The following is a 23,365-nucleotide window of genomic DNA, read 5'->3' as shown; positions in this document are numbered from 1 at the left end:
CTAATTTCCGACAAGGACAACTCGATGTTCGGTTTCATCCTGCGTCGCATTCTTGCCGTCATCCCGGTGATGGCAATCGTCGCGATCTTTGTTTTCTTGCTTTTGCGTCTGACGCCCGGCGATCCGGCGGCAATCATTGCGGGTGATGCCGCAACGACCGAGCAACTGGACCGCATCCGTGAATCACTGGGGCTTAATCTGCCACTTCATGTGCAGTTTATAACGTGGCTCGGCCATCTGCTTCAGGGCGATCTCGGCACATCGCTGATCTCGGGAACGTCGGTCACAACAATGATTGGGCAGCGCATCTGGCCAACGCTCAACATCGCCGTGCTGACAATTGTCCTCTCGGTTGTCATCGCTGTACCGCTTGGCATTCTTGCGGCATGGCGTCATCGGAGCTGGATCGATTATGGTGTCATGACCCTATCGGTTCTGGGCTTTTCAATACCAGTTTTTGTGATCGGCTATCTGTTCATCCAGTTCTTCTCTATTGAGCTACGCTGGTTCCCGGTTCAGGGATACACGGCTCCATCCCAGAATTTCGGCAAGTTTCTATCACGCGCAGCCCTGCCCTGTTTCACGCTCGCTGTCATTTATGTGGCACTGATTGCGCGCATGACACGCGCATCGATGCTCGAAGTGCTTGGTGAGGATTATATCCGTACAGCGCGTGCGAAGGGTGTGCGCGAGAAAGTGGTGCTTTTTCACCATGCATTGCGCAATGCAGCCGTTCCAATCCTGACGGTGATCGGTACCGGCTTTGCCCTGCTTATCGGCGGTGTGGTGGTGACCGAAAGCGTCTTCAACATTCCGGGCATTGGACGTCTGACCGTGGATGCAGTGCTTGCGCGCGACTATCCGGTTATTCAGGGCATGATCCTGCTCACCAGTGCGCTCTACGTGTTTGTCAATCTGCTGATTGATCTCTCATACACCCTCTTCGACCCAAGGATCCGTTACTGATGTCAGCCTCACCCCGCCCGGCAGCACGCCTGCAATGGCTGCTCAATACCTTATCCTTTTCCAAGGCAACGCGGCTCGGAATTGGCCCGGTGGTCGCTGCCATCATTCTGATTGTGATTGTTGCCATAACGCTGGTTTCGCCATGGATTGTCCCCCATGATCCCATGGGCATGGATGCGCTGCAACGCCTCAAGCCTCCAACCGACACCTATCCGTTGGGCACTGATGGTTATGGCCGTGATCTCCTGTCACGTGTGCTGATGGGTGGACAGGTTTCACTGCTCATCGGTATTGGCGCGGCCATTATAAGCGTGTTGTTTGGCTTGTTCATTGGCCTGATTGCCGGTTTCTTCCGCTTTGCAGATGCCATCATCATGCGCATCATGGACAGCCTGATGGCAATCCCTTCAATCCTGCTTGCCATCGCGCTGATTGCGCTTAACGGTCCGAGCATCTGGTCTGTTCTTGCCGCCATCACCATTCCGGAAATTCCGCGCGTGGTGCGTCTGGTACGCTCCATCGTGCTCTCGGCGCGTGAAGAGCCTTACATTGAAGCAGCGCTTTCGCTTGGTTCTTCCACACCAAAAATTATCTGGCAGCATCTGATGCCGAATACCTTGGCGCCGCTGACAGTTCAGGCCACTTATGTTTGTGCCTCTGCAATCCTGACTGAAGCAATTCTGTCGTTCCTCGGAGCCGGTGTTTCAACCGAAATTCCAACATGGGGTAACATCATGGCCGAGGGCCGGCTTTACTTCCAGCTCAAGCCATCATTGATCTTCTGGCCGGGCCTGCTGCTGTCGCTGTGCATCCTTTCCATCAACCTTCTGGGCGATACGGCGCGCGATCTGCTCGATCCACGTCTGAAGAAACGCGAGGGCTGATCATGATATTCAAGAACTGCAATTTTGATAAAGAACCCACCGTTCTCGAAATAACCGATCTGAGCGTGAGGCTTGCAGGCAATAGCAATGCTGCACCAGTTCTCAATGGCCTTTCGCTTAAAATCCGCAAAGGTGAAACGGTCTGCCTTGTCGGCGAAAGTGGCTCAGGCAAATCTGTCACCTCGCTTTCGATCATGGGGCTTTTGCCAAAAGGCGCGCTGGAACCTGCGGGCGGGCGAATTGATTTGGAGGGCAAAAACCTTCTCGATCTTGGTCCACAGGCGATGCGTGCCATTCGGGCACGAAAAATATCCATGATCTTTCAGGAGCCGATGACCGCACTTAATCCGGTGTTGCGCGTTGGCGAACAGATCGAAGAAGTGCTGCGCACGCATTTGAACCTGCCTGCCAACGAAAGAAAAGCCCGCGTTCTGGACATCATGGAACAGGTGCACCTGCCCGACATCGACCGTGTCTATCGTTCCTATCCGCACCAGCTTTCAGGCGGCCAGCGCCAGCGCATCATGATTGCCATGGCACTGGTGCTTGAGCCGCAATTGCTGATTGCCGATGAGCCAACAACCGCGCTTGACGTGACCACGCAAAAACAGATCCTCAGCCTGATTTCTGAAATGCAGGAAAAGCACGGGACGGCCGTGCTTTTCATCACGCATGATATGGGAGTTGTCGCCGAGATTGCCGACACGGTTCATGTGATGAAACATGGCAATGTGGTCGAGCATGCCCCTGTCGAAACACTGCTGCGTGCACCACAACAGGATTACACCAAGAAGCTGCTGCAATCGGTGCCGAGCCTGACGCCGCGTGCGGCCCGCGATGTTGCTTGCGAGGCAATCGCGCTTCGCGTCAATGATCTTCAAAAGAGCTACGGAACCCACTCCGTCTTCGCAAAAGGCGATCACACCTTTGCGGCAAGTGATGTGAGTTTCACGATCAAACGTGGCCGCACATTGGGTATTGTGGGCGAAAGCGGCTCTGGTAAATCAACGGTAGCGCGTTGTGTGATGCGTCTGATCGAGCCGACATCCGGTGAGATTAAGGTGGCGGACTTTGATATTGCGCAACTCACCCAGCGCCAACTTAAACCCCATCGCAAACATATCCAGATCATCTTTCAGGACCCGTTTCGTTCGCTCAATCCACGTTGGACAATTGGCAGAAGCCTGATCGAAGGCCCGGTCAATATGGGCGTCGAAAAGCGCAAAGCGACAGCGCGCGCGGTAGAACTTCTGCAACTGGTTGGCCTGCCCGAGGATGCAATCAATCGTTATCCGCATCAGTTCTCAGGCGGGCAGCGCCAGCGCGTTGCTATTGCACGCGCGGTTGCGATGGAACCTGATGTGCTGGTCGCTGACGAAGCCGTTTCCGCGCTTGACGTTTCGGTTCAGGCGCAGGTGCTGCAATTGCTCGACGAATTGCAGGAAAAACTCGGCATTGCCATTCTTTTCATCACCCATGATCTGCGGGTCGCCGCGCAGATTTGTGACGATGTGCTGGTGATGCAGCACGGACGCGTCGTCGAATACGACACCGCGTTCAACGTGCTTTCCGCGCCAAAACACGTCTATACGCGCAGCCTTATCGATGCAGCCCCCGGCAGAGAATGGGATTTTGCCCAATTCCGGGAACTCGCCATCGCATGAAGCAAATCCTTCTAAACCAAATTCTAGTTTCCCATACCATGGATAAAATCTGATCATGACTAAACTCAATGCACTGACCGCCCATGAAATGATTGACGGCTATAAGGCCGGGCGCTTTTCACCCGTTGATGTTACCAAGGCCGTTCTTGAGCATATTGAACGCCACGAACCAGAATTGAATGCAATGTGGTTCGTCGATGCGGATGGCGCACTTGCTTCCGCAAAAGCCTCTGAAGCACGCTGGCAGGCCGGAGAGCAAATCATGGCCAATGGCGTGTCATTGGATGGCGTGCCGGTTACACTGAAAGAAAACATCGCCACCAAAGGCGATGCGATGCCGCTCGGCACAGCGGTGACTGAGTTGAAGCCCCTTGCAGCCGATGCGCCTCCGGCAGCGCGCCTGCGCGAAGCCGGTGCAGTCTTCATCGGTAAGACAACGATGCCGGATTTCGGTATGCTGTCATCTGGCCTTTCAAGTTTCCATAAGCTTGCACGCAATCCATGGAACACGGACATGAACCCCGGCGGTTCAAGTGCGGGTGCGGGTTCTGCCGGTGCAGCCGGATATGGCCCCATTCATCTTGGCACAGATATTGGCGGCTCTGTTCGTCTGCCTGCGGCATGGTGCGGTCTTGCTGGATTGAAGCCAAGCCTTGGGCGTATTCCTATTGACCCGCCCTTCATGGGCCGCGTTGTTGGACCAATGACCCGCACAGTTGCAGATTCTGCCCTTGCCATGGCCGTGCTATCGCAGCCCGATCACCGCGATCATATGAACCTGCCTTTTGCAGATATTGCATGGAGCGACCTCAAACGCGATGTAAAAGGATTGCGCATCGCGCTCCATCTTGATCCCGGCTGCGGCATGCCTGTTGATCCGCAAGTTTATGATGCTGTCAAAGCAGCAGCCGACGTGTTCAGTGCCAATGGTGCGATTGTTGAAACGCTTGATCCATGGATGAGCGAAGATATGCTCAACGGTTTGGATAGTTTCTGGCGCACCCGTGCAGGTATTGATGTTGCAGCTCTCTCCGATGAAAAGCGTGAGAAGCTGTTGCCGATCATTCGCACATGGGCGGAATCGGGTTTGGGCAAAAGCGGCGAGGATGTCTACAAAAGCTACACGAAAGCGTTGCAAATTCGTTCAACCACTGTCGCAGCCACATCCGCTTATGACTTCGTCCTCTCGCCCGTATCGCCAAATGTAAGCTTCCCGGCAGACTGGGCCTATCCATATGATAACGATGTTAACCGGGCTATGGCGCATATCAATTTCACGCTGCTTTACAGCATGAGCGAGCAACCCGCGATTTCTGTCAATTGTGGTTATGACAGCGCCGGGGTGCCAATTGGTTTGCAGATTTCCGGGCGTCGTTTTGACGACCTTGGCGTTCTGCAAATGGCGCATGCGTGGGAAGAGATGCGCGGACCCCAGCGCGCCTGGCCATTCTAAAACGCAGAGTAAGCCGGGCGGCGGAGACAAGCCCCTGCCCGTCTTAATCTTACCCCTTGCCGAAAGCCTGAGCTGCTACATATCCATCTTTATTGTATCAGTCAGGGAGACAAAGAATGGGTGAGGCAGGTATAGGCTGGATTGCAGCAATCATCATTGGGGGCCTTGCAGGCTGGATAGCTTCCAATTTCATGAATAGTGACACGGGCATATTCATGAATATCATTCTGGGTATCATCGGCGCAGCGATCGCCAGTTTTATCTTCGGCTTCCTCGGTGTGTCGTTCGGTGGCTGGCTCGGCTATCTGGTTGCCGGCTTTATCGGGGCCTGTATATTGATCTGGGTCGGCCGAGCAATCAGTTGATGCCCACTCAACATCGAAAAAGCCCCGGAACGCGGGGCTTTCTCTATTTTAACCGTCAAGATTTTAAGCGGCCATTGCCAACTTCTAAACAGCCCGTCAAACGCACCGCGCGCAAGGAATAGCCCTGCTCGGTGTCAGCACAATTATCATCAACTCAGCACCGACAGTAATTTGACACTGCGGTTCGGCTGGGCGTTTGCCTGCCCGTCAAGGGTGTTATGCGCATCGTAAGTACACAGGCGGCTCGTTCCACGCGCCGTGATAAATTTGGGTGATTTAACTTGATTATTAAATTCATATTTAATAGCTACTCCTGATCAGATCATAGAATAAATGGGCAGGCAGGCGTGCATTTCTTACATCCTCTCCGGGTTTTCCTGTTGCGCAGCATAGCAAAATCCCTGTTTGTGCTAATACTGCTTCATGTTGCACCACTGATGGCCTTTGCGGAAAATACTCCCGCCAAACGCATTGTCTCTCTCGGCTCCGATATAACGGAAATCATTTTCGCACTGGGAGCAGGCGACAGGATCATCGCTGTTGACCGAAGCAGTAAATATCCAGCCGAGACTGCCGCTAAAGCCAATGTCGGCTACCGGCGCAGCCTTTCGCCAGAGGGTATTCTGGCGCTCGACACGGACCTGATTATTGCATCTGAAGATATTGGTCCGCCGGAAACAACCGATGTGCTCAATCAATCAGCGGTCGAAATTCTCTATGTTCCCGTAGACAACACCCGAGAGGGACTGATCAAAAAAATCAGCCTCATTGCACAGCGTCTCGGTCGGAAACAGCAAGGTGAAACCCTGACGCAGACAGTCATCGATGATTTTGATGCGGCCACGGCTTATGCCAGCAGAATATCGGCAGACAAGCAAAAGAAAGTGGTCTTCTTTCATGGTTTGGCGCGTCTGAGCGGTGCGGGCAGCGACACGGCAGCCGATGCTTTTATCCGTTATGCAGGCGGGATCAATCCGCTTTCAGCCTATTCCGGCTATAAGCCTGTATCCGAAGAATGGCTGGCCAAGGCTGAACCGGACATTGTTTTGATGCTCTCTGACGGCAATGGCGGGCCAAGGCACGAAGATGTCTTTTCACACAAAGCGTTACAAGAAACGCCTGCCGCGCGCAGCCGGTCACTGATTGTACTGGAAGGACCATATATGCTGGGATTTGGCCCACGCACAGCCGATGCAATCCGAAAACTGGCTGCGGCGCTTTACGAGTAACCAATGAAGAAAGCCCCTCTATTGGAGGGGCTTTCTGATTTCATGTTTGCGAAATTATGCGAAATCTTCTGGCAGAAGTTCCTTTGGGAAATTCTGGTAAGAAACCGGGCGCAGGAAGCGCCGGATCGACATCGTGCCCACACTGGTTGCACCGAAGTTTGTGGAAGCCGGATATGGTCCGCCATGAACCATCGAGTCGACCACTTCAACACCGGTGGGGAAGCCGTTGACGAGAACACGGCCTGCCTTGCGTTCCAGCACCGGAAGGAGCTTCTGTGCAGAGGCAATGTCGCCAGCATCCATATGAATGGTCGTGGTCAGCTGGCCTTCAAAGCCGCGGGCAAGCTTTTCCATCTCATCGACTGAACCCACGCGGACAACCAGTCCGAGAGGACCGAACACTTCTTCACCAAGCGCATGATCGGACAGGAAGCGTTCACCGGTTGTTTCAAACAGGTTTGGCGAAGCCTGGCGACCCGACGACTCGGTTTCGTAGAGCGGCTTGACTGCATTGCGCGTATCAAAACGCTCTTTGCCTTCATGATATGCCTGCGCAATACCATCAGTCAGCATGGTCTGCGGAGCGACTTTCTTGAGCCCCTCAACAGTTGCCGCAGTGAAGCGATCGGCATCAGTACCATCAAGAACAACGGCGATGCCGGGATTGGTGCAGAACTGACCAGCACCCATGGTGAGCGAGCCAGCCCAGCCCTGTCCGAGCGTTTCGGCGCGCGCCTTCATGGCTTCCGGCAGCAGGAACATCGGATTAACCGAACCAAGCTCACCAAAGAATGGAATAGGCTCTGGACGCGCAGCGCAAAGGTCAAACAATGCACGGCCACCGGCGAGAGAGCCCGTGAAGCCAACAGCCTTGATATAAGGGTTCTGAACGAGCGCATGACCGACATCACGGCGACCGCCCTGAATGAGCGAGAACACACCTGGATGAACGCCGGTCTTCTTGATTGCGGCTTCTACGGCTTGCGCAACAATTTCACCCGTTCCCGGATGGGCCGAATGGCCCTTCACGACCACAGGGCAACCGGCTGCAAGCGCTGCTGCGGTATCACCCCCGGCAGTCGAAAACGCCATCGGAAAGTTCGATGCACCAAAAACTGCGACAGGCCCGATTGGACGCTGAACCAGACGAATTTCAGGACGCGGCGCTGGCTGACGATCAGGAAGCGCTGCATCAAAACGGCGATCAAGATAGTCACCCTTTTCGATATGGTCGGCGAACAGTCGAAGCTGGCCGGTGGTGCGTCCGGTTTCGCCTTGAAGTCGTGCTTCCGGCAAGCCGGTTTCCTGTGAGCCGATCACGACGATATCGGCAATGCGTGCTTCAATTTCATCAGCGATTGCGCGCAGGAACTGAGCACGTTCGGCACGGGTTGAATAGCCGTAAGACCAGAAAGCGTCTTCAGCTGCTTCACAAGCACGATTCACCAGATCAACTGTACCAACTGCAAACGAATGAGCAGGCCCACTTGCTGGTGAAGATTCAAAAGTGCCGGCTCCGTCGAGCCACTCGCCAGCAACAAGGTGTTTTCCTTTGGGCGTGAATGCCATTCGTTCATCCTCCTGTAGAAATCGACGTACAATTAAGCCAGTATCCGGCTACATCTAAATTGCACATACCTAATGATTGTATACCCTAAATCTTTGTATACAGTGTGTGCGCAGATATCAATTGCCTGTAGACACCTCCTGTCAGGCGCAGCCATGAAAGACGCATAATGAGCGAGACGACCATCCTGAGCATTGCTAACCTTCACGACCGCGTAGAGGCGATTTTTCGTAAAGCAGGGTTAAACGCTATACAGGCTGCTGCCGTCGCTCGTGTGATTGTTGCGGGTGAACGCGATCACTGCAAATCTCACGGCATATACCGTATCGAGGGTGCGCTTCGCACAGTCAAGGCCGGGAAGGTAAAAGCAGACGCAATTCCTGAAATCGTGAAAGATGAAGCCTCCAGCATCGTGCGCGTCAATGCGAATTTCGGCTTTGCAAACCCGGCTTTCGAGTTGGGCGTCCCTGTGCTTGCCGAGCGCGCACGTAAGAACGGCTTAGCCGCCCTCGTCATCAACGACTGCACGCATTTTTCGGCACTCTGGCCGGAAGTCGAAGCGCTGACGAGCGAAGGTCTCGCAGCACTCGTCATGTGCCCAAGCTACGCAACGGTTGCGCCAACCGGCGGCAACAAGCCGTTGCTCGGCACCAATCCTTTTGCCTTTGGCTGGCCGCGCAAGGAAACATCGCCTTATGTCTTTGACTTTGCAACCTCTGTTGCGGCGCGTGGCGAGATCGAACTGCATCGCCGCGCAGGCAAGCAATTGCCGGAAGGCTGGGCGCTGGATGCAGAAGGCAACCCGACGACCGATCCAGAAACTGCACTGGCAGGTGCCATGCTGCCGTTTGGCGGGCATAAGGGGTCGGCAATCAGCACAATGGTTGAACTGCTTGCTGCCATCATGATCGGCGACCTGACCAGCCCCGAAGTGCTCGATTTCCTCGGCACCACCACATTGTCGCCAGTGCATGGCGAGCTCATCATCGCATTTTCACCGGAAGCCTTTGCCAAGGGCCGACCCGGCGATCCATTTGCCCGTGCGGAAGCTTTCTTTGAGGCGATCGTCGGTCAGGGCGCTCGCCTGCCATCGCAGCGCCGCTTCAAGGCACGCGCGGAATCTGAAAGCGATGGCGTCAAGCTCACCAAAGCAGAAATCGACCAGCTTGATCTCCTTCTGGAAAAAGGTCTGGATGCCATTTCCTAAACCAAAAGCGGCTGGAATTTTCAGCCGCTTTTTATTTACGTCTAAATTTGTCTAACTCTTGTGCCCGTTGAAAAACCGGAATCTATTATGAATCGCGATATTAAGAGTCGCCTCCGCCGAAGCGCCCTTGAAACCCGCAAAATATTGATGATTACCGGCTCCCAGAAGCCTGGATCTCCAGAGGAAAAAGCATGAAGACTACCGCTCCGAGGCGCCTGAAGCGCTCAACTATTCCAACTGCACTCATATTCGCCCTATGCCTTTCTGCATCGCCGCAAGCTGTAGAAGCTGCGACACCCGCTGACACGCTGGTGATTGCAATGAGCATTGATGACATCATTTCGCTCGACCCGGCAGAAATTTTTGAAATTACCACATCGGAAATGCTGACCAGCACCTACGAACGTCTGGTAACGACAGATACCAAGGATCCGACTAAGATCATTCCACAGATCGCCGAAAGCTGGACTTTTTCTGATGATGGTAAGTCGATTACATTCAAAATCCGCGACGGCTTGAAGTTTGCTTCGGGCAATCCGATCACCGCGCAAGATGCGGCTTACTCCATACAACGTGCAATTAAACTTGATAAAAGTCCCGCTTTCATCCTCAGCCAGTTTGGCATTACGCCTGATAATGTTGAGCAAAATGCAGTAGCCGTTGACGATAAGACCTTTGTTTTCACCACCGGCAAGCCTTTTGCGCCAAGCTTTGTTCTCAACTGTTTGACCTCCAGCGTCGCCTCGCTCGTCGATAGCAAGTTGGTCAAGGAACATGAGCAGAAAACTGAAAAAACCGAGACATATCCCTATGAAACTGACTTTGGCTATGAATGGCTGAAGAACAATTATGCAGGATCGGGTCCGTTTGCACTCAAGCAATGGCGTGCCAATGAAGTACTTTTGCTGGAACGGAATGACAATTATACCGACGCCAAGCCTGCAATGAAGCGTGTGATCTACCGCCATGTGAAGGAAGGCATGTCGCAGCGGCTTTTGCTTGAGGCCGGCGACATCGATATCGCACGCAATCTGGAACCGGGAGATATTGAGCAGCTGGCAAAGGACAGCAAGTTCAACATCATCAACGCCCCCAAGGGACGCGTCTATTATCTGTCGATGAATCAGAGTGTCCCTGAACTCGCCAAGCCGGAAGTGCGTCAGGCACTGAAATATCTCATTGATTACGACACCATCGAAGGTACCCTGATCAAGGGAATTGGCCGCAAGCATCAGTCCTTCCTGCCGGTTGGCATGTTTGGCGCTACGGACGACAATCCGTTCGATTACAACGTTGAAAAAGCCAAGGAACTGCTTGAAAAAGCTGGATTAAAAGACGGCATCAGCGTCACCTTAGACGTCCGCAACAACCAACCTTATGTCGGCATTGCTGAAAGCATTCAGCAGACAATGGCAAAGGCTGGCGTGAATGTCGAGATTTTGCAGGGCGACGGCAAACTGACGACAACAAAAGTCCGCGCACGCAAGCACCAGCTTGCCCTCGGCATCTGGGGGCCGGACTATTGGGATCCACATACGAATGCCGTCACCTTCACCAACAATCCGAACAATGGCGATGAAGTTAATTTGCGGACCACTGCATGGCAGGCTTCATGGGACATTCCTGAACTGACTGCTGAAACTATGGCAGCAGCCGAAGAGCGCGACACGACCAAGCGCGAAGCAATGTACCACGATATTCAGAAGAAGTTTCAGGAAACAAGCCCGATCGCTGTTATCTATCAACAGATCGAAACAGCTGCAACGGGTGCGAATGTGCATAACTTCAACATGGTTGCTGATGCCAACTATGTCGCCACAGTAACAAAAGACTAATCAAAATGGCCGGGTGATAAATCACCCGGCCATCAAACTGCTGACAAACCTTCTGGACAGAGCGTGCGCGCTTAACCGTACCCGATTGCTCGCTCTATCTTTTTGTTTTTATGCGCATCTTGGTCAGAAAACCGTTTCACACTTTTCGGGATGCGCTCTAGGCTACATCCTTCGGACAGCACGAAGTTGTTTTCAATCTATGGCTATGTCAAGCCTTGTATGTCTGAACAGCGCCAGGCAGCTTGCTCCACTCGGCATACCACTTGTTGAACAGCTTGAACTGCGCTTCAACATAACCACGCTGGCTATCTGACAGGGCATCGCTTGCATTAAAGTGCAGCGTATATTCCTTGTCCCCCTTCAGAACCATCATGTGCTTGAAATAAAGAACGAGGTCCGGGCCTTCATCGAAAGACGAAAGAACGGCAAGCGCCTGTTCGAGTTCAAGCGCGCGCTGACGGGCGTCAGCGTCGCCTGCTGCTGCGGCCTGCGAAAGCTTACAAAGATGAATAACTTCTTTTGGAAGCACATTGCCGATACCTGTGATCGCACCTGTTGCTCCACAATTAACGAAGCCGTGGAACACAGCTGTATCAACGCCAACCATCAGCGTGACTTCATCATCGCGACTGGTGATGTTTTCGGCTGCATAACGCATGTCAGCAGGCCCACCAAATTCCTTGAAACCAACGAGGTTTGGATGCTCTGCACGCAAGGCGAAAAACAGATCGGCACGGGTTGAATAGCCATAATATGGGCTGTTGTAGATGACGGCTGGAAGATCGGGCGCTGCCGAAAGAACAGTCTTGAAGTGATCTTTCTGAGCCGCAACAACCGAACCACGCGAAAGAAGGCGCGGGATAACCATAAGGCCCTTGGCGCCGACCTTCTGCGCATGCGCTGCATGGGCGGCGGCAATGGTTGTATTCACGGCACCAGTGCCAACAACAACAGGAACCCCGGCGGCGGTCAGGCGTGCAACACCTTCCATACGCTGTTCATCTGTAAGGAGCGGCCAGTCGCCCATCGAACCACAATAAACGACAGCCGACATACCGTCGGCGATCAGTTCCTTACCCTTGCGCACCAGCGCATCAAAATCAGGCGTTCGATCATCTTTGCAAGGGGTCATCAAAGCCGGAATCACGCCGGTAAAGATATTGGCAGCCATGTAGAAATCCTCTCAGAGTATTGCCGACAAACAACTTAAGCAGGCAATGCTACAAACAAAACCAGAGCCATTGGCCTGTGATGGCGATTGCCATTTTCGGCCCTCCCTATCTGATATATCAGTTTGTATTTTATTTGTCGACAGGAATTACACGGCACTACAGGTTTATTTCCAGACGGTCTTCGCGCATGACGAGTTTCTGCACCTGACGCACGATCTGCTCGGCATGTTCATGCGCAAGCTGTTCCGCCAGCTTCATGTCGCGTGCAGCAATTGCGGCGATCATTTCTTCATGTTCCTCCACGAAACGGCGAGGCAATTGATCATTATAGGATTGATAATAGAGACGGAGAATGCGTCGGCCCTCATCCAACAAACGCTTGAAAAGATTTGTAAAATATGGATTACGCCCCGCCTCGGCGATTGCAAGATGAAGCTCTGCATTGGTCGCAATCATCAAAAGCGCATCCTGCGCTTCCACAGCCTTCGTGAACTCCACCTGATGTAACGCTATAATGTCCAGATCTTCCTGCCGATGATTTTTGGCGGCAAGCTGGGTCGTGGCGCGATACATCAAAGTCAACGCGTCGAAATAGGTGTGCATATTGAGGAAATCGATATTCGATACCATGGTCGAACGATTGGGCAGCGTATCGATCAGCCCCTCACCTGCCAGCCGCACCAAAGCTTCGCGGATTGGGGTGCGAGACATTTTAAACCGCTCTGCAAGCTGCACCTCATCAATTGGGCTGCCAGGCGGCAGCACCAGATCGAGGATTTCATCGCGCAGCAGGTCATAGACCATTTTCCCACCAGAACCGCGCTTGCGTTCAGGGATGGCGTTCATATCGCTTTCCGTCATCAGCATATCCTTTTGCGGTTATCAGGAGAAAGGTTCTGTTGGTCCCTTGGCAGGCTGCGTAAACCACTGCGCGCCTTCAGCACTCATATAAATATGATCTTCAAGACGCACGCCAAACTGTCCCGGTACAACAATCATCGGCTCATTGGAGAAGCACATGCCCGGTTGGAGCGGCAGCGAATTACCACGAACAATGTAAGGCGCTTCATGGATTTCCAGTCCCAGACCATGACCCGCACGATGCGGAAGACCGGGGAGCTGATAATCCGGCCCCAACCCATGCTTGACCAGTATGGCGCGAGCGGCATCATCAAGGCTGGAACAGGCAGCCCCTATCTTTGCAGCATCAAACACGGCCTGCTGCGCCTGCCGTTCAATCGTCCAGATACGCTCAAATTCGGCGGTCGGCGCATCCAGCATATAGGTGCGGGTGAGATCAGAGTGATAGCCATCGATCCGGCAACCCGTATCGACCAGAATGACATCGCCATTTTTATAAAACTGCTCACCATCCGCGCCATGCGGCAGCGATGTTGCCTCGCCAAAAGAGACAATGCAGAAGGTCGAGCCGCCATCAGCGCCCAATTCACGATGCTGCTCATCGATAAAGCGCACGACATCAGAAGCGGCAATGCCCGGACGAATGAACTGATGCGCGCGGCGATGCACTTCCAGTGTCAGCCCCATGGCATATTTAATGATGTCGATTTCAGTCTGCGATTTTACGATACGCTGTTCGCGAATGAGCGGACCAGCGTCAACAAGACGCTCAGCACCGATTTCTCTACATAAAGCATTATAGACAAAGAGCGGCACAGCATCATCAACAGCGAGCGTTTCACCGGCTTTCAGCAGAGAAGCCACAAGGGCGACACTGTTTTGTTCTTCCTGCCAGATGCGGATTTCGCCAGCCAAATGCGGCAGGCTTTCCACTCGGCTCTGCTCAAAACCCGGAACAATATAGACAATCTCGCTTTGCGTTATAACTGCGCCAAGCAGGCGCTCGCTCGAATGCCAGACAAGGCCAGTGTAATAAAGCAGGCTCTCGGTGGACCCAAGCAGCAAGGCACCAATGTTTTTTTCGCTCAAACGACGGCGCAGTACATCAATACGCGCCAGCCGCTCATCATTGGAAATGCTTGGGTGTTGAGTGGTGAGAGACATTGCTTATTCCTTTCAGCCTCTGCCACGGACTCTGTGGCATGCTGAAAGGATAAATCTCTGTACGCAATTTGTCGACAGAATTAGATTTTTACCAAACCGGTGCGCTTGAGCAGCCCCATCAACAACAACGGCAACAGCGTCGTCAACAGGATCGCAATGAACGCCATCGCCATGCCAAGCCCAATTGATCCCTGTTCAAACTGCCGCCAGATAAAAATGGAAATCGTCTGCATGCCGACGGGTGCCACCAGAATGGAAGCGACCAGCTCACGCGTTGCGACTGCAAAAACCAGCAGCATTGCGGTGATCAAGCTTGGTGCGATCAGCGGCAGCATGATGCGGCGGAAGGTCATAAAACTGCTTGCTCCGCACACGCGCGCTGCCGCTTCAAGATTGTCACCAATCTGATGAAACGCCGCTGTCGCATAGCGGATCGGCTGCGGCAACAGAATGCAGCAATAAGCAAGCAGCAGAATGAGCGGCGTATTGTAAGGCGAGATGAGCAGCGACGGCTGGTTCCAAGCAAGGATCAGTCCGACAGCCACCACAACCCCCGGAAGGGCGTTCGGCAACACAGTTAGAACATCAAGCCAGAAACGCCCACGGAAACGCATTTTCACAACTGCATAGGCAGCGATAGCACCCAGCAAACCTGTCAGAAGCGCACTTGCGACGCCCAAAGAAAGACTGTTTGTCAAGGCTCGCATAGCGCCCGCGCTGTTATCAGCGATATCTGCAAAATTATCGAAACCGAGATTGGACAGCGTCAGCCCGCCGGAAATGGTTTTCGACATGGCAGTTGCGAGAATGGCAAGGAGGGGTACACCGGCTGCCGCAAAAGCGACCACACCAAACAGGATAACGACCGGAACCCTGAACGCTCCAAGATCACGCTTGTCCTTATTCTGCGGTTTACCGCCAGTCGTCACATAAGAACGGCGTGTCAAAATCCAGCGCTGAAGCATGAAAGCCGCGAGCGACAACAAAACCAGTGCCAGCGAAAAGACAGCAGCCCCCGAAAGATCAATCGGCCAATCGGATATGCGCAGGTCGATTTCCGTTACCAGCACATCGAAGCCCGAACGGCTGCCGAGAGCGGCCGGTGTGCCATATTCCTCAATTGCTGAAGCGAAAACGAGCAGCAGGCTTGCTGCAAGTCCGGGCGTTGCCAGCGGCAGTGTGATGCGAAAGAACGCGCGCCAAGGCGATGCACCAAACACGCGGCCCACGTCAGAATAGCGCGCACCGACCGCTTCTATCGTGCGGGACACCGCAAAATAGACCAGCGGAAACGTGTTGAGCGCCATCACGAATGTCATGCCTGCAAGCGAAAACAGAAATGGTGCCAGGTTGAACCCTGTAAGCTGTTCAAGATAGCCGCGCGGCTGCAAAGTCATGATCCAGCCAAGCGTTGCAATATAGGGCGGGATCATGAAGGGTACGAGCATCAGCACGTCCCAGACCAGCGCCAACGGCACTTTGTAAAGTGCTCGGAACACAGCGAGCGGCACTGCGATAATAGCCGACAGCACGACGACACTGACACCGAGCAAAATGGTATTGCCGGTCATACGCATAAGCTTTGGATCTTCAAACAATGCTGGCAAATGCACAAAAGGCGCGCTGAACACACCCTGCCCTATCTGCGGGAAAATCGCCTGCAGAACGATGAAAATAAACGGAACCGCAACGACAATGGCAAGGCCGATGACGGCCACAAGCCCAAGCGGATTTGCAGCAGTAGCGGTCTTAGCACTCATGATTGCCTCTGCGGTATTCCCGCTGTCTGGGAAAATGACAGCGCTTTTAAAAATAAACAAAATGAAACGGCTCTCCCAATATTGAGAGAGCCGCCGGTTCATTACTTCTTCGCGCCAAAAATCGCGTTGAACTCTTTCAGCGTTTCATCACGATTGCCGTAAACGGCCGCTGCATCAATCTTCAGAATCTTTAGATCGTTGATCAAAGGACGATTTGCAGAAAGGTCGGAACGTGCGGGCATCAGATAGGTTTTTGCCACCATCTTCTGGCCTTCTTCCGAAAGCATGTAATCAATGAACTGCTTGGCTTCATCCTGATTTTTGGACCATTTAAGGATCATGGCCGGACGCGGCGCAATGACGGTGCCCGATGTCGGGAAGATCACGTCAATGGCCTCGCCTTTGGCCTTGCCTGCGAGGGAAATATAATCGACAGCGCCGAAAACAGCGGCTTTCGCGCCCTGAAGCACGGGGTTCAGCGCTTCTGCGTTAGCACCGGCAGCAACCGCACCATTCTCATGGAGCTTCTTGAAAAGATCCCAGCCCTGCGTTTCCGAAAGCGCTGCAACAAGCTCGAAAGTTGCACCCGACTGCGATGGATCTGGAAGGTTCACCAGATCTTTGTATTCAGGCTTGGCAAGGTCAGCCCATTCGGTTGGCTTTGGAGTCTTGCTGTTTGGATTCCATGCGATGCCAAGTGCCGAAACGCCCTGTGCAACAGCCGTTTCATTTTTCAGAAAATCGGGAACTTTTTCAGCATTTGGGCTTGTGTATGCCACAAGCCAGTCGCGCTTGGCGAAATCCGTTGCTGTATCCCATGAGGCTGAAATCAGAACGTCGACAACAGGGTTGGCGGCTTCAGCTTCGATACGCGCCATTACCTTGCCTGTCGTTGCCTGAAAGACATTGACCTTCGTGCCTGTCTTGGCTGTGAAACCAGCGGCCAGGCCTTCAATCAGTTTGCCGGGACCAGCTGAATAAACGGTGATGTCAGCAAATGCAGCCGTGCTTGCGAGCAGAGCTGCGGCAAATGCCATACCAGCACCGATAAGCGACTTCTTCATAAATCTCTCCTGAGATATGGGACGTGAAGTGATTGTTAGGCGAACCAGCGGAGCTCTTCAGCATTGATTGCTATGCCGACAGGAACACCGGGCGTGTGACGATGATTATCAAGATAGGTCAGTTCATGCCCCTCATGCTGTGAACCGATGCGGACAGTCGTCAGGTGCCCATCACCGCGAAACTGTGTGCGCAGAACGGTCGCAGGAATCGATGCATCACTCATTTCAACAGTGCGAACCGAGCGTGACGGCAGCAGCACGTGCGTGGCCATTTCGGGAGCCGTAAGATGTGAAAGATGAATGTCCGTTTGCGCTATCCGATAGCCAGCGCTCGCTCGTTCCACCGGCATCACACAGCCAAGCCGAAGAAAATCGGCAACCGCTGGTGTGGTCGGCTGCGCAACGAGAATTTCGGGTGCCGCAAGCTGTTCGATAACACCGGCGCGCATGATCGCCACCTGATGCGCCAGTGAGAAAGCTTCGCTCTGATCATGCGTCACATAAATTGCGGTCAGACCGAGATTGGCGACAAGCTGGCCGATTTCATTGACCATGTTTTCACGCAATTCACGATCAAGATTGGAAAGCGGTTCATCAAACAGCACGAGGCCAGGTTCGGCAACAATTGCACGCGCAATCGCCACACGCTGCTGCTGACCGCCCGACATATCGCTGATCGAGCGATCACCAAAACCCGAAAGGCCAACCCGATCCAATGCCGATTTCACACGAGTCTCACGCTCGGCCCGTCCGACCCCACGCATTTCAAGCGGAAACGAGACATTCCTATAAACCGACATGTGCGGCCACAGTGCGTAATCCTGAAACACCATGCCAAGCTGACGCTTTTCCGGCGGAGAAAAGCGCCCCGTTGCAGCATCGGCAACCTTCACGCCATCAATCATGACGGAACCTGTTGTTGGTGCGAGAAGACCTGCCACCAGACGCAGCAATGTGGTCTTGCCACACCCCGATGGACCGAGCAGCGCAAGCGTCTGGCCTTTTGGCAAATTCAGATCAATGTTTTTAAGGATGATGCTTGAGCCATAGGCCAGGCTTATCCCCTCGGCCTGAACAGCAAAATCAGTGCATATATTTGAGACGTGTAACATTGCCCGCAATCTTTGATTGTTTGCGCGCTTTTATTCTGCCCCCATGACAGAGCGATGACAAAAACCACAAGGCACGGGCGTGATTTTACATTGAGCCTGTCATTCAGGCGCATATGGCCAAATCACGACGCTTGCAGCATCGGGAATTCGTGCACAACACCTCTCTTATAAGAAGGGGCGCCAATCGTTGTCTTACCCGCTTCTATCAGAATGCAAACCAAAGCATAGACCACGCCATCTACCGGCACATAACGTGATATGGGTGCGGTGATGATCGATTATTGAAACAGTGCGCCTTCTATTACCAATTTCTAATTTTAGGCTCACAATCTACAAAGTAAAAAAGCAATAAACTTATGAATCTTCAATAAATATTGAAGTAACTATATTCGATACTCCCATAAGACAGTCCTTTGAAAAATGATATAACCGTGTAAAATTACAATCAAAATAAGACGACGAAACGAAGGGGAATGCGTGCTAAAATTTCAGAACAATGTTCTTGAGCTGATAGCCAGAGGCAATCCTCTGAAGCAAACGCTTGAGCAGTTGTGTCTTGGAATTGAAGGGCTGATTTTAAATGCCCGCACGATGATTTGCTCCGTCGATCAGGCGGGAATGCTGCATATGCTCGCCGCGCCAAATCTCCCCGATAGTTACGGCTATTCTTTCAATGGAATTGTCGTTGGGCCGAACGTCGGCTCTTGCGGTCGTGCCATTTATTACAAAGTGCCGGTCGTCGTTTCTGATATTGAAAATGATCCCAAGTGGGCAAGTTATAAGCAGCTCGCCCTGCCACTGGGGCTGCTTGCATGCACTTCAATCCCCATCCTCAGCGATACAGGCGATGCTCTGGGCGCATTGGCGGTCTATTTTGATGAGAAGCACACGCCATCGGCAGCCGAGCAAGAAATCATCGATATAGCTGTGGGGCTTTGCAAGCTTGCGATGATGCGCGAAATGCGAATCCTCAATTATGAGCGAAGAGCGACGGTGGATATTCAGACGGGCGTCGCCAATCGCACAGCCTTTGATGATGCGCTGTCGCAATTGCGTTGCGAATTACCCGGTAGCTGGGCCTTGTTTGTTATCGACATTGATAACCTCAAAGTCACCAACGATACGTTTGGCCATGAAGTGGGTGATGTGTTGATCAACACGATTGCCACGCGCATTGCAGCGGCTCTTTCGCCGGATATAACATTCCGTACGGGCGGGGATGAGTTTACCGTCATCATCCAGAACCATAAAGCACTCTACGACCTTGATCATGCGGCAGATCTTGTTTTTGAAGCTCTGTCTTCGCCTGTCCATTGTGACGGTCAGACAATCCTGCCACGCGTGACGATCGGCGGAGCAGTTCTTGCTGCTCTTGATACGCATCCGCAGACTGTGCGCCGGAATGCGGATTTTGCGCTCTATCATGCCAAGGAAAATGCACGCGGCAGTTTTGTGCTTTATCAAGCCAATGTCGGCACCCGGATCGTTCACAGGCGAAACTCGATCAGGGAAGTGCGTGAAGCGCTCGAAGAAAAGCGTATTACGGCACATTATCAGCCACTCATCCGGCTTGATACGAAGGAAATAATCGGCTTTGAAGCATTGAGCCGTATGACAACGCCGTCAGGTGACATTCTTTCTGCGGCCATGTTTCAGGAATCTTTCTCCGATGTGCATATTGCATCCGAGATCACCCAATATATGCTTTCTATCGTCGCGCAGGACATAAGGCGCTGGCTGGACCTGGGCCTTCCCGTACAGCATGTCGGCGTTAACGTCACAGCAGCAGACTTCTATGTGGGTGATCTTGCTGCTTTCGTTTCAAAGACATTTGCCCAATATAATGTTCCGCTGTGCCATCTCATCATAGAGGTAACAGAAAACGCCTATATCGGGCAGCGCGACGATGTTGTTGCATCAGGTATTCGAAACCTTCGCTTACTGGGTGTGCGTATCGCGCTCGATGATTTTGGCACTGGCTTTGCTGCACTGGCCCATCTTCTCACCGTTCCGGTCGACATCATCAAGATTGACCGGTCTTTTGTATGCCGTCTTGTGCCCGGTGATCCAAGTGTCGCGATTGTAAAAGGCATTGTACAAATCGCCAGAGACTTGAACATCAAACTCGTCGCAGAAGGTGTTGAAACGCTTGAATTGGCAAAAACTCTCGAAAAAATGGGATGCCAGCTTGGGCAAGGCTATGCCTTTTCCAAAGCCGTAGAGTATGACACTGCCACCACTCTTTTACGCGATTATGGGCAAGATTATCAGCCCCGACACTCAGCCATCATACAGCCGTACAGCACAAAAAATTGACAGTTTTACCTGGACTGTGATCCAGTTTCATTTTGCCTTCGTATCAAGCTTTATGAATACAAACGTTTCCTTCAGCTCACAGACGTGGCAAAAGAAAATAGAGTGCTATTCGCCGCTTCTGGCTTTGTCGCATCTGAGCATATGGGATTCAACACGGATGACCGAGCGGACTGCTTCTGAAAATCAGCCCTCCCTGGAGGAATTGATGCTGGCGGTCAGTTCGCGGCGCCACATGGACGCGTTCGAGGCGATTTTCAAACATTTCGCACCGCGCGTTAAAGCCTATATGGCCAAATTGTCTGCCGATACGCAAACAGCGGAAGAATTGATGCAGGAAACCATGATTGCAGTCTGGAACAAGGCAGACCAGTTTGATTTTTCCAAAGGAGCCCTGTCTACCTGGATTTTCACGATTGCACGCAATCAACGCATTGATGCCATTCGGCGTGCGCGGCGTCCGCAATTCGACCCAACCGACCCGGCCTTCGTGCCCGATGAAGAGCAGCCTGCCGACATTCTGATTGCGCAGAAACAATCCGCCAATCAGTTGCGGGCTGCGATGGCGAACCTGCCAAAAGAGCAAAGCGCATTGCTCGAACTCGCCTATTTCGAGGAAAGCACCCACAGTGCGATAGCCAAAAAGCTCAATCTGCCTTTAGGAACCGTGAAATCACGCCTGCGGCTGGCATTTAACAAATTGCGTTCTGCGCTCGATAATTCGGGAGCGCAGTGATGAACATTCAACACCATCTAAGCGACGAACTTCTCTCAAGCTATGCAGCCGGAACACTGGCTGAAGGCTGGAGTATCGCTGTCGCAACACATCTCGCGCTTTGCCCTGCCTGCCGCTCCCGGCTTAAACAATTTGAGCAAATTGGCGGTGAGCTTCTCGAAACAGTCGCTCCGCAGCAAATCAAAATTGATTCATGGGATTCGATAAAAGACCGGCTCACAAATCAGCCGAAGATGCCCCCGCAACCCGTGCAACATCGCGGCTCACCCCTTGCAACGCCTGCCATTCTGCCTGAACCACTGCGCTCTTACGTTGGTGGCGATCTGCCTGATTTGAAATGGAAATCTCTTGGTCGTGGTGCTTATCAGGTGCCGATTGCGATCAATGATGGCGAAACCAATGTCAGGCTGCTGAAGATCCCGGCTGGCAAACCTGTACCCGAACACGGCCACGGCGGACGCGAGCTGACGCTGGTGCTTTGTGGCAGTTTCGAAGATGAAACCGGCATTTTTGCGCGCGGCGATATTGAAGAAGCAAATGCCGATCTTGTGCATCAACCAATCGCTTCGAACGGCGGTGATTGCATATGCCTTGCCGTGACGGATGCCCCACTAAAATTCCAGGGTTGGCTGATGCGCATGGTTCAACCGCTGATAGGCATCTGAAAAAGGCGGCAAAATTGCCGCCTTTTTCATTTTCAGTTTAGAACCACGATGGCTGCATTCAAAGCAGTCGCCAAAAACAGCCAGACGATATATGGCAAAAACAACAATGCGGATATGCGATCAGGCTGCCATGCGCGGATGATGAACAACAGCACGCAAAGCCATGCGCCAATAATAACCACCAGTCCAAGCATCGTCATATGGGCACCGAAGAAAATAGGCGACCAGATAAAGTTCAGCACCATTTGACCAAACCATGGCCCGCGACGTTGCCAACCGGTGTCCTTCAACCAGGTTCGCCAGCCCGCAATCGCAATCAAGACATAGAGGATCGTCCAGATTGGCGCAAAAGCGCCGTTGGGCGGCGTAAACCACGGCTTTTGTAGCGATGCATACCATTCACCCGGAGGAAAACTGATACCCATCGTCATGCCAATCGTAATCGTCACAAGGACGAAGACCGCCAGAAGACCCAATTTCTGCATATTACTTCTCCAGTCTAGCCGACCAAACGCGACGTTACCCAATAGCCAATATAGGCCGAGACGGCAGACAGCACAGTCCCCCAGATCAGATCGACAATTGTCAGGGCCCATGACCAGTTTTTCAATGTGGCTTGATTGGTCAGGTCATAAGTCGCATAGGCAACAAATCCTAAAAGCGCACCGTTGAGCAACACAACAGCTCCACTTCCTGCGAGAAGTCCCGGTCGCACTGCGAAAAACACCAGTCCAAATACGAAAATCACGTAGAATACGACTGCTGGAGCGAGACGGAAACTTGGCGCAAGCATATCACCCATGGCAGGGCGATAAAACACATTGGCCATATTCGTCAGCCAGACTGAATCAATGGCCAGAAAAGCGAAGGCTGTGACCACATAAGCGACAATATAGGATTTCATCTAAACCACTCTCCAGTGCCAACCGGCTTAACTAAAACATTATGCATTCTGCGTTACTTTATGCGTGACCAACTGACATCACGGCACAAAAGACCTGCCAGAACGCAGCCATAGGTCGTCATTTTATCGCCGTTTACCTTTACGCTAAGCTTGTAGGTAAGGTTGCGCTGGGGATCAAAAGCAGTTCCAGAATATTGGCCGCCCGCAATCTGGTTTATGTTCATAACCAGACGGTCGCCGGCTTTTTCTTTTGGGGTTCCGGACCTGATCCACGTATTGGTGGCGCAAATATCCTTGCCACATTCTGCAATCTTGACCCGCGCCTTGCCATCGCCGCGCGCCCAGTTGCCGCTTATGTCGCCAGCCTGCGCAATCGACGGCGTTAACACGGCTATGCTCCCTATTATGCGTATCCATTGCATCGGTGCCTCCTGCATCCGTGGA

The 23,365-nt window shown here is 52.8% G+C and carries 21 protein-coding genes; 11 read left to right on the top strand and 10 right to left on the bottom strand.

Translation table 11 applies throughout. From position 1 onward, the window contains the following. Positions 1-24 precede the first annotated feature (24 nt). From OPR82_RS07410 to OPR82_RS07385, 6 genes are all read left to right on the top strand, one after another. The gene (locus OPR82_RS07410; RefSeq protein WP_265984027.1) at positions 25-966 is read left to right on the top strand and encodes an ABC transporter permease; all 942 of its coding nucleotides are present in this window, start codon (positions 25-27) and stop codon (positions 964-966) included. Next, entirely contained in the window at positions 966-1,850 is an 885-nt protein-coding gene (locus tag OPR82_RS07405) for an ABC transporter permease (protein ID WP_265984026.1), read from the top strand. Before OPR82_RS07410 ends, OPR82_RS07405 begins: the two co-directional genes overlap by 1 nt. 2 nt (positions 1,851-1,852) lie before the next feature. After that, the gene (locus OPR82_RS07400; protein ID WP_265984025.1) at positions 1,853-3,514 is read left to right on the top strand and encodes an ABC transporter ATP-binding protein; all 1,662 of its coding nucleotides are present in this window, start codon (positions 1,853-1,855) and stop codon (positions 3,512-3,514) included. A 55-nt stretch (positions 3,515-3,569) separates the two neighbouring features. Then, positions 3,570-4,967, top strand: coding sequence for an amidase (locus OPR82_RS07395; protein WP_265984024.1), 1,398 nt, complete (start codon positions 3,570-3,572; stop codon positions 4,965-4,967). Positions 4,968-5,083: 116 nt separating this feature from the next. Then, positions 5,084-5,332: a GlsB/YeaQ/YmgE family stress response membrane protein gene (locus tag OPR82_RS07390; RefSeq protein WP_265984023.1), complete on the top strand. Its 249-nt coding sequence runs from the start codon at positions 5,084-5,086 to the stop codon at positions 5,330-5,332. A 407-nt stretch (positions 5,333-5,739) separates the two neighbouring features. Further along, complete coding sequence (locus OPR82_RS07385; protein ID WP_265984022.1) at positions 5,740-6,561, top strand: heme/hemin ABC transporter substrate-binding protein; 822 nt, start codon at positions 5,740-5,742, stop codon at positions 6,559-6,561. Positions 6,562-6,615: 54 nt separating this feature from the next. Here OPR82_RS07385 and OPR82_RS07380 read toward each other — a convergent pair whose 3' ends face one another. After that, on the bottom strand, positions 6,616-8,130 hold the full coding sequence (locus OPR82_RS07380; RefSeq protein ID WP_265984021.1) for an aldehyde dehydrogenase (NADP(+)): 1,515 nt from the start codon (positions 8,128-8,130) through the stop codon (positions 6,616-6,618). Positions 8,131-8,297: 167 nt separating this feature from the next. Between OPR82_RS07380 and OPR82_RS07375 the strand changes: the two genes are divergently transcribed. Together OPR82_RS07375 and OPR82_RS07370 are read left to right on the top strand one after the other, a co-directional pair. Beyond that, positions 8,298-9,335, top strand: a complete 1,038-nt coding sequence (locus tag OPR82_RS07375) for an Ldh family oxidoreductase (protein ID WP_265984020.1) — start codon at positions 8,298-8,300, stop codon at positions 9,333-9,335. Between the two features lie 191 nt (positions 9,336-9,526). Next, complete coding sequence (locus tag OPR82_RS07370; protein ID WP_265984019.1) at positions 9,527-11,170, top strand: ABC transporter substrate-binding protein; 1,644 nt, start codon at positions 9,527-9,529, stop codon at positions 11,168-11,170. A 208-nt stretch (positions 11,171-11,378) separates the two neighbouring features. On the opposite strand, the gene OPR82_RS07365 is transcribed toward OPR82_RS07370, so the two are convergent. From OPR82_RS07365 to OPR82_RS07340, 6 genes are all read right to left on the bottom strand, one after another. After that, positions 11,379-12,341, bottom strand: coding sequence for a dihydrodipicolinate synthase family protein (locus OPR82_RS07365; protein WP_265984018.1), 963 nt, complete (start codon positions 12,339-12,341; stop codon positions 11,379-11,381). Positions 12,342-12,498: 157 nt separating this feature from the next. Beyond that, positions 12,499-13,203, bottom strand: a complete 705-nt coding sequence (locus tag OPR82_RS07360) for a GntR family transcriptional regulator (RefSeq protein WP_396996150.1) — start codon at positions 13,201-13,203, stop codon at positions 12,499-12,501. A 21-nt stretch (positions 13,204-13,224) separates the two neighbouring features. Further along, positions 13,225-14,367: a M24 family metallopeptidase gene (locus OPR82_RS07355; RefSeq protein ID WP_265984016.1), complete on the bottom strand. Its 1,143-nt coding sequence runs from the start codon at positions 14,365-14,367 to the stop codon at positions 13,225-13,227. A gap of 80 nt (positions 14,368-14,447) precedes the next feature. Beyond that, the gene (locus tag OPR82_RS07350) at positions 14,448-16,127 is read right to left on the bottom strand and encodes an ABC transporter permease (RefSeq protein ID WP_265984015.1); all 1,680 of its coding nucleotides are present in this window, start codon (positions 16,125-16,127) and stop codon (positions 14,448-14,450) included. 101 nt (positions 16,128-16,228) lie between these two features. Beyond that, entirely contained in the window at positions 16,229-17,191 is a 963-nt protein-coding gene (locus OPR82_RS07345; protein WP_265984014.1) for an ABC transporter substrate-binding protein, read from the bottom strand. Positions 17,192-17,226: 35 nt separating this feature from the next. Further along, positions 17,227-18,303: an ABC transporter ATP-binding protein gene (locus OPR82_RS07340; protein WP_265984013.1), complete on the bottom strand. Its 1,077-nt coding sequence runs from the start codon at positions 18,301-18,303 to the stop codon at positions 17,227-17,229. 477 nt (positions 18,304-18,780) lie between these two features. On the opposite strand from OPR82_RS07340, the gene OPR82_RS07335 reads away from it, so the two are divergent. The 3 genes from OPR82_RS07335 (at position 18,781) to OPR82_RS07325 (ending at position 22,017) form a co-directional block, all read left to right on the top strand. After that, positions 18,781-20,619, top strand: a complete 1,839-nt coding sequence (locus OPR82_RS07335) for a bifunctional diguanylate cyclase/phosphodiesterase (RefSeq protein ID WP_265984012.1) — start codon at positions 18,781-18,783, stop codon at positions 20,617-20,619. Between the two features lie 157 nt (positions 20,620-20,776). Beyond that, positions 20,777-21,352 carry a sigma-70 family RNA polymerase sigma factor gene (locus OPR82_RS07330; RefSeq protein ID WP_265984011.1) on the top strand — a complete coding sequence of 192 codons (576 nt, stop codon included), beginning with the start codon at positions 20,777-20,779 and terminating at the stop codon, positions 21,350-21,352. Next, complete coding sequence (locus OPR82_RS07325) at positions 21,352-22,017, top strand: ChrR family anti-sigma-E factor (RefSeq protein WP_265984010.1); 666 nt, start codon at positions 21,352-21,354, stop codon at positions 22,015-22,017. The genes OPR82_RS07330 and OPR82_RS07325 overlap by 1 nt, the downstream gene beginning before the upstream one ends. A 32-nt stretch (positions 22,018-22,049) precedes the next feature. Here the strand turns inward: OPR82_RS07325 and OPR82_RS07320 are convergent, their stop codons facing one another. The 3 genes from OPR82_RS07320 to OPR82_RS07310 are packed head-to-tail and all read right to left on the bottom strand — an operon-like array spanning position 22,050 to position 23,343. Then, positions 22,050-22,502, bottom strand: a complete 453-nt coding sequence (locus OPR82_RS07320; RefSeq protein WP_265984009.1) for a TspO/MBR family protein — start codon at positions 22,500-22,502, stop codon at positions 22,050-22,052. Between the two features lie 14 nt (positions 22,503-22,516). Continuing rightward, positions 22,517-22,921: a DUF2177 family protein gene (locus tag OPR82_RS07315; RefSeq protein ID WP_265984008.1), complete on the bottom strand. Its 405-nt coding sequence runs from the start codon at positions 22,919-22,921 to the stop codon at positions 22,517-22,519. Positions 22,922-22,974: 53 nt separating this feature from the next. Next, a complete protein-coding gene (locus OPR82_RS07310; protein WP_265984007.1) occupies positions 22,975-23,343 on the bottom strand; it encodes a DUF2147 domain-containing protein in 369 nt (122 codons plus the stop codon). Positions 23,344-23,365: the final 22 nt, after the last annotated feature.

It is taken from the genome of Ochrobactrum chromiisoli (assembly GCF_026241335.1).
GTDB classification, from domain to species: domain Bacteria; phylum Pseudomonadota; class Alphaproteobacteria; order Rhizobiales; family Rhizobiaceae; genus Brucella; species Brucella chromiisoli.
The sequence above is the reverse complement of the archived record's forward strand: the minus strand, read 5'-3'. Positions and strand labels throughout refer to the sequence as shown.

Coding starts and splice junctions, on each gene's coding strand:
- OPR82_RS07405 (WP_265984026.1), top strand. CDS start 966: ATGTCAGCCTCACCCCGCCCGGCAGCACGCCTGCAATGGCTGCTCAAT.
- OPR82_RS07380 (WP_265984021.1), bottom strand. CDS start 8,130: ATGGCATTCACGCCCAAAGGAAAACACCTTGTTGCTGGCGAGTGGCTC.
- OPR82_RS07390 (WP_265984023.1), top strand. CDS start 5,084: ATGGGTGAGGCAGGTATAGGCTGGATTGCAGCAATCATCATTGGGGGC.
- OPR82_RS07365 (WP_265984018.1), bottom strand. CDS start 12,341: ATGGCTGCCAATATCTTTACCGGCGTGATTCCGGCTTTGATGACCCCT.
- OPR82_RS07355 (WP_265984016.1), bottom strand. CDS start 14,367: ATGTCTCTCACCACTCAACACCCAAGCATTTCCAATGATGAGCGGCTG.
- OPR82_RS07315 (WP_265984008.1), bottom strand. CDS start 22,921: ATGAAATCCTATATTGTCGCTTATGTGGTCACAGCCTTCGCTTTTCTG.
- OPR82_RS07400 (WP_265984025.1), top strand. CDS start 1,853: ATGATATTCAAGAACTGCAATTTTGATAAAGAACCCACCGTTCTCGAA.
- OPR82_RS07345 (WP_265984014.1), bottom strand. CDS start 17,191: ATGAAGAAGTCGCTTATCGGTGCTGGTATGGCATTTGCCGCAGCTCTG.
- OPR82_RS07320 (WP_265984009.1), bottom strand. CDS start 22,502: ATGCAGAAATTGGGTCTTCTGGCGGTCTTCGTCCTTGTGACGATTACG.
- OPR82_RS07360 (WP_396996150.1), bottom strand. CDS start 13,203: ATGACGGAAAGCGATATGAACGCCATCCCTGAACGCAAGCGCGGTTCT.
- OPR82_RS07370 (WP_265984019.1), top strand. CDS start 9,527: ATGAAGACTACCGCTCCGAGGCGCCTGAAGCGCTCAACTATTCCAACT.
- OPR82_RS07310 (WP_265984007.1), bottom strand. CDS start 23,343: ATGCAATGGATACGCATAATAGGGAGCATAGCCGTGTTAACGCCGTCG.
- OPR82_RS07325 (WP_265984010.1), top strand. CDS start 21,352: ATGAACATTCAACACCATCTAAGCGACGAACTTCTCTCAAGCTATGCA.
- OPR82_RS07330 (WP_265984011.1), top strand. CDS start 20,777: ATGACCGAGCGGACTGCTTCTGAAAATCAGCCCTCCCTGGAGGAATTG.
- OPR82_RS07350 (WP_265984015.1), bottom strand. CDS start 16,127: ATGAGTGCTAAGACCGCTACTGCTGCAAATCCGCTTGGGCTTGTGGCC.
- OPR82_RS07395 (WP_265984024.1), top strand. CDS start 3,570: ATGACTAAACTCAATGCACTGACCGCCCATGAAATGATTGACGGCTAT.
- OPR82_RS07340 (WP_265984013.1), bottom strand. CDS start 18,303: ATGTTACACGTCTCAAATATATGCACTGATTTTGCTGTTCAGGCCGAG.
- OPR82_RS07410 (WP_265984027.1), top strand. CDS start 25: ATGTTCGGTTTCATCCTGCGTCGCATTCTTGCCGTCATCCCGGTGATG.
- OPR82_RS07375 (WP_265984020.1), top strand. CDS start 8,298: ATGAGCGAGACGACCATCCTGAGCATTGCTAACCTTCACGACCGCGTA.